We start from the raw sequence: 10,759 nt of genomic DNA, 5'->3' as shown, positions 1-10,759 counted from the left end.
AGCCTTTAGGGACTGTTTTCCTTGCCCCGCTTACGTTTCGGGCATTTACCCTCCACTTTTGCGGGAACGAATCGCACTTCTACCTTCCCATTGTATGCAGCGAAGGGTAAGGCAAAATAAGGCCGCTGCACCTTCTCAGGCACTACGGATCCAGTTACCCATCCCCCTACACCAGTAGACTGGTGCTGGTTCGCTGGTAGTGAAGCACGCGCCTAATGTCGCTTGCCCGGTTGGGTAGCGGGAAACGCCCTCGGTCTTGTGGGAAAGCGACCCACATTCTCTCTTCACCCCAGCAATCGCTACGCTCGATTTTATCACCACCGCAGGCGAAACGAAACCGGTGGTGACTCGGATTTAACCGCGATCGCCCCTTCACCCCCACCCCCAGGGATCCGACATCCGATCCCATAGTAGGGGCGGTTGCTAGTGCTTTGAGCGCCAAGCAGAAGTTCGACCCCGCTCAAAACGTTGCGATCGCCCCACCGCATTTTAAAATAACGTAATCAGTGCCACCCCCACCAGCATCGTTACCGTACCGCTAAATCGCTCTTTAATTCCTTGTTCGTCAAAAAATAGCTTGCCCCACACCACTCCCATCAACACACTGGTGCGCTTAATCGAAATCACCTGCACCACCAGAGTTAACTGCAACGCTTGCATCTGACAAAACACCGCCAATGCCGTACAAACCCCCATCATGCTCAACCCGGGCAGATTGTCCCGTACTTTTTTTACCGGATTCGCCGATTGACTCCAGACAATGGGAAGCTGCAAACAGCTAATGGTTCCAAAGATAGCAAAGACCCAAAACAAAGGAGAAGAATTTTGCACGCCAATTTTATCGAAATTGCCCGTAATGCTCCAAATAAATGCCACCAACAGGGTTAATTTTGGACCCGGTTCTCGCAGCAGGGCCTCAAAGGGGGCGAAATAGCCTCGAGACCGTTCTTTGAGATTTAATAAATACGACCCCGCCACAATGGTGACTACCCCCAATCCATCTATTAAATTCGGCCATTCGCCTAAAATAATTGGCGAAGTAACCAGCAGAAAAATCGGGGTAAAAGCAATCATCGGGAGGGTGAGGGATAAATCAGACAGGCTAATTGCTTTTATGTAAAGGGTAAAAGCAATAGTGTTCAGGATACTGACCACCGTCAGGGCTAAGACAAAGCGATCGCCAAACGTAGGCAGCCCGAACCAAAGTTGCACCGGCAGTAAAAACAGGGCAGTAAAAAAACTCCAGGACCAAGCCACCACAAAAGAGTCGATATTGTTGAGTGCTTTTTTACCAAAGATATCCTTAATCGAGGTAAAAAAAGCAGTTGAAAGTGCTAGAAAAAACCAAAGCATTAGCCATCGGGGAAAAAGTGAACGAAGGCGAGGGTCTGCCGGGGAAATGGCGATCGCCCTCTGATAAAATCGAAATTCGGGTGCAATCTGTACGAGACTATCATTTCCCGAGGCGATCGCCCTGCGGAAAGTCCCGGCGATTGCCCAACCCTTGCCCCGACTCGTGAAAATCCATCACTATGAAACGTCGAAAGCTTCTCGGTCATGCGGCGATCGGTGCCACCAGCGCCGCCGCCCTCGGTTCCTGTCGCCCCGCCGCCCAAGGTCCGGCGATCCAAGGCGATAGTTTGCCTACCCTGCGCTGGAAAATGGCCACCAGTTGGCCTCAATCCCTCGATACCATCTACGGCGGGGCGCAAACCCTTTGTCAGCGCGTGGAACAAATGACCAACGGACGATTTACCATCACCCCCTATGCTGCCGGTGAAATCGTCCCCGGTTTGCAAGTGCTTGATGCGGTGCAAGCCGGCACTGTAGAATGCGGCCATACCGCCGGTTATTATTACATCGGCAAAAATCCTGCCTTAGCCTTTGCCACCACCGTCCCGTTCGGTCTGACTGCCCAGCAGCAAAACGCTTGGCTTTATCATGGCGGCGGACTCGAGGCCATGCAGAAAGTGTACGCCGACTTTAACGCGATTAATTTTCCCGCCGGCAACACTGGGGTGCAAATGGGCGGCTGGTTTAAGCGTGAAATTAGCAGTCTCAGCGACCTCAACGGGCTAAAAATGCGAATTCCGGGATTGGGCGGACAGGTGATGGACCGCTTGGACGTCAACGTTCAAGTGCTCCCCGGCGGCGAGATATTTCTGGCACTGGAACGCGGGGCGATCGATGCCGCTGAGTGGGTCGGTCCCTATGATGACGAAAAGCTCGGCTTGCATAAAGCCGCACCTTTTTATTATTATCCCGGCTGGTGGGAACCGGGCGCGAGTTTGGAAGTATTGGTGAACCGATCGCAGTGGGAACGTCTCCCCACAGAATATCAGGAAATCTTTAAAACCGCTGCCTACGAAGCCAATCTGAATATGTTAGCTCGCTATGAGGCGCTCAATCAACAGGCTTTAGCGCGTTTGATTCAAGGCGGCACTCAATTAAAAGCCTACTCTCCCGAAATTATGGCCGCCGCCCAACAAGCTTCGTTTGAATTATACGAGGAAAATGCCAGCAGCGATCCAACCTTTAAAGGGGTTTACGAGGAATGGAAGCAGTTTAGAGATAATATTTATCAGTGGTCGTCAGTTAATGAATTGAGCTTTGCCAATTTTGCCTTTTCTCAGTAAACTTCCACCCTTTTAATGCGTTCCCAAGGCTCGCGGTCAATCCTCCCAGTAGAGACGCTTTAAAATCGCGTCTCTACTGAGCTTTACCAAAGTAATTCGACCAACTTATTACGGAAGTTGCTCGCTTTTTTACCAGGGCAATACTTCGCCATTGGAGTGCCAAAAGGTGCCGGTGTTTTCCAGATTTAATTCCTCAATTCGTTGCAGCAGTCCCTTAACCGCTTCTGCTGGAGACATGCCGGTGTTGTTTGTCATGCGAGTGCTGACTAACCCGGGATGTAAAATTCCTACAGCAATTTGTCGCGGTTGCAAATCGATCGCCAGGGATTTGCCGGCCATACTTACCGCAACTTTGGACATTCGATAGCCATAGGAATCTCCCGAGGTATTATCCCCAATCGACCCCATGCGACTGGTCATAATCGCAATTTTCGACCCAGCACTGAGAAACGGCAACAGGGCGCAAGTCAGGCGCAATGGTCCCAATGCATTGACTTCAAATTGCCGCCGAATGCTATCGAAGTCTAAGCGATCGAGGGTATTTTTTTCGATAATGCCGGCATTGTTGATTAAAACATCTAAAGAGGTTCCCTGCAATTGCTGCACCAGCTTGGCGATACTTTCATCGGAGGTAATGTCTACGTCAGTGTAGACTTGGACGCCCAATTTATCCAATTCCTCGTTAGAGTCACGACAGACGGCAATTACCGTTTCCCCCCGTGCTTGTAACTGCTTGCAGTATTCTAAACCAATGCCGCGATTGCTGCCGGTGACAAGATAAGTTGCCATAATAATTTGGGTTAATAAAGTTTACGTTTATTAAGCTGTTAGCCATTGAATTGGGTGACGGTAGCTTTCTGGAAGTTTGCGCTTCGCGAACCGATTCCCACAATAACGTGGCTTAAGGGGGTTTGCCCTATAGGGATGCCGACCCGCTTAAATAGATTTTGGATTTTTGAAAATGCGAGGGTCGGTGGGTTTGGGATTGTCTATTACCAACCATTTTCCCGTTTTCGGATCGCGATAGGTGTGGAATGGGTTTTCACGTAATAAGGGTTTGGTTGTATGGGTTTTGTTGTGATGGGTTGGTGTCATTTGCGGGTTCTCCTCGGTGGTTACACCCCTTGAAGTTTGACTATTATAATAAAACCTTTTCCAGAGAGACGCTGCGATCGCCGGAGGGAAATGGTGCGATCGCGATCGCAACCCCCACCCCGGGGAAATTCATCGCCTCAATCCCCTTGCCCCATTCCAAACCCCTACCGCCTTTCTCCTACAAATACTGCCAGTAGGGGAAATCAGCCGTTTTCCCCCTTAGCAAGCACGACCCATTTTTCCATGCAGATTCATTTGCGCAGAGATTATTTTTTCGCAATTGCTGAGGGATTTTTGACCTTAAAAGAAACACTTAATGCCTCGGGTGGCTAAGGGGTCAGACCCCTCACGATGCGAGGAACTCAACCCTGACGCGATCGCATTTTGGCTCGCATTTTAGTCCAAATCCCCAACTTTTTTGCCAAACTCCTCAATTCATCCGTAGCCAGATTCATTCAAATGTAGTAAATGTAGATAGAATTTCCCTGAGAAGTTTTTTGTTTTGCACCAAGAGAGTATTTCAGATGCCTTACCAGCTCTACCATCTGGTTGCCTTTATCGTCTCCGCCTCGATTGTGCTTGGGACGACCCCACTCGTCAGAAAAATTGGCCTCAAAAGTGGCCGCGTAGACCTACCCGGAGGACGCAAGGTACACAGCCAACCGATGGTACGCTTGGGAGGTGTGTCCATCTTTCTCGGTACCCTCGTCGCCCTGTTAATTGTCTGGTGGTCCGGGGGGTTCGGCGTTTTGCCCCCCCAGAAAGAATATGAAATTTGGGGCGTCACCATCGGCGGTTTGGCTTTTTTCTTGATTGGGTTGGCAGACGATTTATTCGGTCTGTCTCCTTTTTTGCGATTGCTCCTGCAAACCCTATGCGCCGGTGCCGCTTGGCAAGTGGGGGTTCAAATCGAATTTATGACCATTCCCTTTGTCGGATTGGTGCAATTCCCGGACCTGGTGAGCTTCCCCATCACCATTCTCTGGTTGGTGGGCATGACCAATGCTATTAACTGGATCGATGGGTTAGATGGGTTAGCGGCGGGAGTCTCAGGGATTGCCGCCGTGGTGATGCTGATTGTTAGTCTTTTTATGGATCAACCTGCCGCCGCCTTGATTGCGGCAGCGATCGCTGGTGCCACTTTGGGATTTTTGCGCTACAACTTTAATCCAGCTCAGATTTTTATGGGCGATGGAGGAGCCTATTATATCGGCTTCACCCTCGCCGGTGTGGGGGTGATTGGTTTAGTGAAAACCACCGCCGTCACTGCAGTGGTTCTGCCTTACATTATTTTGGCAGTGCCGATTTTGGATATGTCAGCGGTGATTCTCGATCGCATCCGCAATGGTAAATCCCCCTTCGCCGCAGATAAGCGTCACCTGCACCACCGTCTGCTCAATGCCGGCCTGTCCCATCGCTTGACGGTGTTGTTTATTTACTCCCTGACCCTCTGGGTGGGCAGTTTAGCCCTGGCATTTGCCGGCATTCCCAGCGGCATTGCCTACGCTCTTGGTGCCACCGCTTTATTAAGCTATACCAGTTGGAAAGTTATGAAACACGCGCGATAGGGTTATGGTAGAGGTTGGATTGTTCTAACGTCTCGATCCTAAACTCTAAACGATCGCATCCCATGAGTGCTGAAATTATCTGTGTTGGCACGGAATTGCTGCTGGGAGATATTCTGAACCAAAACGCTCAGTTTTTAGCGCGGCAGTTTGCCAGTCTCGGTATCCCTCATTATTTTCAAACGGTGGTGGGAGATAATCCCCAACGGATTCATCAGGCGGTGAGTGACGCCGTGGACCGCCACGCAAAAATTCTGGTATTTACGGGGGGTCTCGGTCCGACGCCGGATGACCTGACCCACCAAACCCTGGCGGATTATTTTCAGGTGCCGATGGTAGAGCGCCCTGAAGTGCTCGAAGATATCGCGAAAAAATACGCCTCGCGGGGGCGGAAAATGGCCTCGAGCAATCGCAAACAAGCTTTGATTCCCCAAGGGGCGGAAGTGTTGCCGAATCGGACCGGCACCGCGCCGGGGATTATCTGGCAACCTCGGACAGATTTGACGGTGTTGACGTTTCCCGGCGTTCCCAGCGAAATGCAGCAAATGTGGCAGGAGACGGCGGTGCCTTTTTTGCAGGGACAAGGCTGGGGTCGGGAAATAATTTACAGTCGCACGTTGAAATTTTGGGGAATTTCTGAGTCGGCGTTAGCCCAGAAGGTGGGGGAGTTTTTGGAAATGGACAATCCCACGGTTGCGCCTTATGCCAGTCGGGGAGAGGTGAAACTGAGGATTTCGGTGCGCGCCACGTCGGAGGCGGCGGCGATGGAGCGAATTTCCCCGGTGGAGGAGCAAATCCGGGCGATCGCCGCCGAAGATTGTTTCGGGGCCGATGAGGAGTCTCTCGCTTCGGTGGTGGGACGTCTGGTGCAACAGCAGGGGCAAACCTTCGCCGTGGCAGAATCTTGCACCGGTGGGGGTCTCGGGCAGATGGTGACGGCAGTTCCGGGCAGTTCTGACTATTTCTTGGGCGGGGTGATTTCTTATGATAATGGGGTGAAAGTCTCCCTGTTAGGGGTGAATGCGGAGGATTTAGCCCAGGAAGGTGCGGTGAGTGCCACGGTGGCAAAGCAAATGGCAACCGGCGTGCGCCAGCGGTTGGGGGCGAGTTGGGGGGTCAGTATTACTGGGATTGCCGGTCCGGGTGGCGCTACGGCGGTTAAACCGGTGGGGTTGGTTTATATCGGTGTCGCCGGACCGAGTGATGAGGTGGAGAGTTTTGAGTATCGCTTGGGGGCGTTGCACGGACGGGATTTGATTCGGCATTTTAGTGCTTGCTCCGCACTCGATCGCCTGCGAAGAAAAATGTTAAGCGATTCTTAACATTTTCGGGAACCCGCCAAAAACCCTAGATATGGGGTTGAAAATTGATAAAGTGCCCTAGATATGGACAGAGCGGGGCAAAAAGAGGATCCAATTTCGTCAAAACCGTCGGATTTATCGCTTAAGTGTACTTGCTCATTTTTCAGGATTCGTTATGATCGTATTAAAGAGATAAAACTTCTGCCCTGTGGCAGAAGGATGGCCTGGACCAAAAGGAGCTGTCTTTTCAATGGATTATATTGATACCCTAATCGAAAAACTGAAAGAGTGGGCGCGTAAAATCGTTGAAGCCCTTCTCGGTCCTGAGGCTGAGCCTGAACCCGAACCGATTCCAATTCCAGTTAACGAACCGCGTCGGCGTCGGTAAGGCACAGTTGTTAAGGGGAGTCAGTTGCGATTGCCAAACATATTGGTACTGCACGGCCCAAACCTAAACCTCCTGGGTCAAAGAGAACCAGGGGTTTACGGTGATTCGACTTTGGCGGACATCAATCGAGTGTTAGAAGATGATGCGCGAAGGTTAAATGTTCGGCTGTCTGCTTTGCAGTCCAATCACGAAGGAGTTCTGGTGGATAAAATCCATGACGCCAGAGACACTCACGATGGGATTTTGATTAATGCAGGTGCATATACTCATACGAGTGTCGCCCTCCGCGATGCGATCGCGGCTGTTAATCTTCCCACGGTTGAAGTCCACTTAAGTAATATTTACCGCCGAGAAGCGTTTCGCCACCATTCCTATATTGCTCCAGTGGCGATCGGCCAAATTAGCGGTTTCGGCCCAGACAGTTATCGCCTGGGTCTTCATGCACTGGTTAATTATCTACAGCGATCGCAACCCGACTCCTAGGGAGCGAGATTGGCGGTTGAATTCCTGGGTGAGTTGCGCGGAAAACTCACCCGGATTTTGATGGTTAGAGACTCTGCCCCGAGGTAGATAGCACAGCGAGGGCCAATAACCCCGCGCAGGGGGGGCACCAGACAGTGCAGGCTGTCCGCGCGCGATCGCACCCCCTACTACCTTGCAAACGGCAATGGAAACGGTGTTGACGCCAAAGCGTCAGCACCGCAATCCGATCAACCCAGCAACTCGCAGGCCCGTTTCGCCAAAGCTTCCGGCGTCAACCCGTTAATTTCCATCACCTGCGTCGGACTAGATGCCGTTTCGCCGCGCTTCCAGGCAAACACATCCCGCTTCACCGTGCTGCGTAACATAATCGGTTCCAACATCGCCGAACTGCCACCAGTGACGCCAATTAACGCATCGCCGCCAAACAGCTTCTCGAAGCCAGCATCATCTAAGAAACCCCCCTCAGCTTGGGCGCAGTTTTCCCAAGCGGTATCGTGAGAGCGATACAAGCGACGCGGACTCACAACCGATAGAATTTTCGAGCCGATTCCTTCTGCGCTCAGGCGCTCCGCCGCTTCAGACACCGGAAGCAGGGGCATATCTCCAATGACCGCAAACACCACAGTTTTATCTCCCGGCGTTTCTTGCAAAACCACGGCCCCCTCTTGCAACGCTTGCCTGGTTTGAGCGAAGCTGGTGCGAATCGGCAGGGGAGATTTGCTCGCCGTAATCGTGACACCTTTATTCTTCGTTTCCAACGCCCACTCGTAACAGGCTTGGATGCTGTTTGCATCTGGGGGGAACAGCGGAAAAACGTTGCCATTTCGCATCATGGCAGCAAAATAGTTTTCGATTTCGGGACGTTGGTGAGTCCAACCGTTGCGCCCTTGTTCTAATGCCCCGGCGGTAAATAACGTCACCGTGGAAGGCGTGGCGCGGCGCAGTTCTGCCATTGCTTGGGTCACGGTTTGCCAGATCGGTAAGCCATTGATGGCAAACGATTCGTAGGAACACCACAGAGTGCGCGCGCCAAATAACGCTAACCCGGCGGCTAACCCGGCGCAGGCGTCTTCGCTTAACGGTTCGTAAACTTGCCCGGTTGGCCCTTGATAGTAAAGGTCGTCCGCTGTGGGGTGAATGATTTTCAGCGCTTGGTTGACGTTGTTGATACCCGAGGCGGCGTTACCGTCGGCGTTGGTGAGAACGAAGTTGGGGTCTTTTTTGCCCACATGGGCGATCAGTTCTCCCATTGCCGTGGTGGCGACTTTCTTTTCACCCCCGATCGCGTGTTCCTGTAAGGGCAGTTCCCCTAACTCTGGAAGGGGCAGTTCGAATTCGGTTTTCACCAACCGCACTGCCGGTCCACCGGCAGAACGCTCGAAGTTGCTGCGAACCAGTTGCCAGGCTTCTGGCGCGAGGGCGCGCTGTTTGAGCGCTTTGACGATATCTTCGTTGTCCAGGGTGTGGTATCCATAAAGGTTATGGGCTTTGGCTCCGCGATCGTGAACCCCGGATCCTTTGAGCTGTTTGATAATCAAAACTGTCAGGAAGCCGCTCATCGCCGATTTGGCGGCTTTGTCCGTGGCTTCCAAAATGGCTTGGGCGAATTCCAGCCGTTTGGCGAAGGAAAATGCAGTGCTATCCACGTATTCGCCGCTTTGGTTGGCGTCGTCGTAGTCTTTGGCGTTGACTAAAATTACTTCCTCAAAGCCGTTACCTTCCCAGTATTCGATCATTTCTTCGTTGGGTTTGGTGGATACCATGCTGTGGTGTTCCTGGGAGTAGCCGTTCCAAACCAGAATCGGAAGGAAGTTGGTGACTTCGGGATAGGCGGTGTGGAAGTGCGCCATGCTGCTCATCACGTAAGGTTCCCCGATGCCGCCGTCGCCAATGGTGACGGGGAAGAGAATGTCGCGATGGAGGAGTGCCCCCGCCATTGCGAAGTGCTGCCCTTGTCCGAGAGGACCGGCGGGGTTTAGGAGTCCGGGAATTTGTCCGGAAAGGTGTCCGAGGAGTCCTTTATGCTCGCGGAAGCGATCGCGCAGTTGTTGGACGTTGTGAATGCCCATGTCCTCTAGGGAGCGATCGAGGAACATGTTGCTGTAAAATCCGGGAGCGTGGTGCCCGACTTCAGTGATGATGTGTTTGTGGCCGAGCATGACTAAGGCGGCAATTCCCTCAGCAACGCTGGCAAATCCCCCAGGGTGCCCCGATGCTTTGCTGGCGGTGACTTGCAGGGTCAGGTAGCGCAGGGCGTCGGCAGCAAGTAGGGTCTGGTATGCGGCGGTTTTGTCCGTGGGTGAGGCGATCGCGGTTTCACCCGCAGCGATCGCCGGTTCAAAGCCGTGGGCGTCGAACTCGGGCCATAGATCGCCAAAGTATTGGATCCCCTCACAAAATGCAGGGGTTTTTGCCGTTGCCGATAGGGTCGTAGTCATGCTTTTCGATTACCTCAAAGAGACTTTGCTATTTTCGATTTAACAATTGTTTTATAACTTTAACAATGGACCGTTCACTTTTGCAACATGACTGTTTTTTAACTCGATGGCTTCGGCTTTATATCGAGACTGAAATCGCCAATAGATGCGGCATTTGCCATCAAGCTGGGTCGAGACCACCCTAGGGATCGACAAAAAATAGTAGGTTTACCTATTGACATTTGCGCCAAACAACGATTCAGAAAGCTCGAACTTCGATGGCCCGCTCCCTACACCGATGCTTCCACTGGGATAAGCAATCTTGACTTTTGTCATAATTGCGGATCGGCTCTCGACAAAGCAAATGCCCTGGCATTGATTTTTCTAATCCAGGATATAGAATTAGTCAATAGCGCTCCGATAGGGTGGCGATCGCTCTCGAGAAGAGTGCCCTGCCGCGATCGTCCCATGACGTCAAAACCAACGTTTGTATAAACCCCCTTCAGCTTTACCCCACCATTTTATGCCAACCTTAATTCTCTTTTCTCCTATGGCGATCGCTCCTGCATCTCTGATTCAAACCTGCTTTGAATTCCCCCCACGTCATCTATATTTAATTTTCGCTCGTCATCTGACCCATTGATGACCATCGAGCCAATTTTTTCCATAGTTTTGGTATAATATGCATCAACGCAATAATCTAATTATTGCTAACTTAAAATCTATCGATGCGGTATGCCATCGTTCTTTCCATATACTGGACAGTGCAAAGTTCTCGGGGGAAAAGAGCAATCCTCACCTTGCTTGTAAAAACTGGGGTTTGGAAGCCATACTGATGCCGTTTTCGCCTTAGAAGAGAACGCCGAAAAGTAAA

The 10,759-nt window shown here is 51.7% G+C and carries 9 protein-coding genes; 6 read left to right on the top strand and 3 right to left on the bottom strand.

The window, feature by feature from the left end:
- Positions 1-489 precede the first annotated feature (489 nt).
- The gene (locus LKK83_RS02415) at positions 490-1,353 is read right to left on the bottom strand and encodes an EamA family transporter (protein WP_324629197.1); all 864 of its coding nucleotides are present in this window, start codon (positions 1,351-1,353) and stop codon (positions 490-492) included.
- Here LKK83_RS02415 and LKK83_RS02410 point away from each other — a divergent pair.
- Together LKK83_RS02410 and LKK83_RS02405 are read left to right on the top strand one after the other, a co-directional pair.
- Positions 1,332-1,520, top strand: coding sequence for a hypothetical protein (locus tag LKK83_RS02410; RefSeq protein ID WP_324629196.1), 189 nt, complete (start codon positions 1,332-1,334; stop codon positions 1,518-1,520). The genes LKK83_RS02415 and LKK83_RS02410 overlap by 22 nt on opposite strands.
- 12 nt (positions 1,521-1,532) lie before the next feature.
- Positions 1,533-2,636 (top strand): TRAP transporter substrate-binding protein, encoded by a 1,104-nt coding sequence (locus LKK83_RS02405; RefSeq protein ID WP_324629195.1) that lies wholly within the window; start codon positions 1,533-1,535, stop codon positions 2,634-2,636.
- A 129-nt stretch (positions 2,637-2,765) separates the two neighbouring features.
- Here the strand turns inward: LKK83_RS02405 and LKK83_RS02400 are convergent, their stop codons facing one another.
- Positions 2,766-3,425 (bottom strand): SDR family oxidoreductase, encoded by a 660-nt coding sequence (locus LKK83_RS02400; RefSeq protein ID WP_324629194.1) that lies wholly within the window; start codon positions 3,423-3,425, stop codon positions 2,766-2,768.
- An 830-nt stretch (positions 3,426-4,255) separates the two neighbouring features.
- Between LKK83_RS02400 and LKK83_RS02395 the strand changes: the two genes are divergently transcribed.
- The 4 genes from LKK83_RS02395 (at position 4,256) to aroQ (ending at position 7,468) form a co-directional block, all read left to right on the top strand.
- Positions 4,256-5,299, top strand: a complete 1,044-nt coding sequence (locus tag LKK83_RS02395; RefSeq protein WP_324629192.1) for a glycosyltransferase family 4 protein — start codon at positions 4,256-4,258, stop codon at positions 5,297-5,299.
- A 62-nt stretch (positions 5,300-5,361) separates the two neighbouring features.
- Positions 5,362-6,618: a competence/damage-inducible protein A gene (locus tag LKK83_RS02390; protein WP_324629191.1), complete on the top strand. Its 1,257-nt coding sequence runs from the start codon at positions 5,362-5,364 to the stop codon at positions 6,616-6,618.
- Positions 6,619-6,847: 229 nt separating this feature from the next.
- A complete protein-coding gene (locus LKK83_RS02385) occupies positions 6,848-6,985 on the top strand; it encodes a hypothetical protein (RefSeq protein ID WP_324629190.1) in 138 nt (45 codons plus the stop codon).
- Between the two features lie 24 nt (positions 6,986-7,009).
- Entirely contained in the window at positions 7,010-7,468 is a 459-nt protein-coding gene (gene aroQ / locus LKK83_RS02380) for a type II 3-dehydroquinate dehydratase (protein WP_442957266.1), read from the top strand.
- A 227-nt stretch (positions 7,469-7,695) separates the two neighbouring features.
- Here aroQ and LKK83_RS02375 read toward each other — a convergent pair whose 3' ends face one another.
- Complete coding sequence (locus tag LKK83_RS02375) at positions 7,696-9,906, bottom strand: phosphoketolase (RefSeq protein ID WP_324629188.1); 2,211 nt, start codon at positions 9,904-9,906, stop codon at positions 7,696-7,698.
- Positions 9,907-10,759 lie beyond the last annotated feature (853 nt).

This window comes from Phormidium sp. CCY1219 (assembly GCF_035615515.1).
In the GTDB taxonomy this organism is placed as follows: domain Bacteria; phylum Cyanobacteriota; class Cyanobacteriia; order Cyanobacteriales; family Laspinemataceae; genus CCY1219.
The sequence above is the reverse complement of the archived record's forward strand: the minus strand, read 5'-3'. Positions and strand labels throughout refer to the sequence as shown.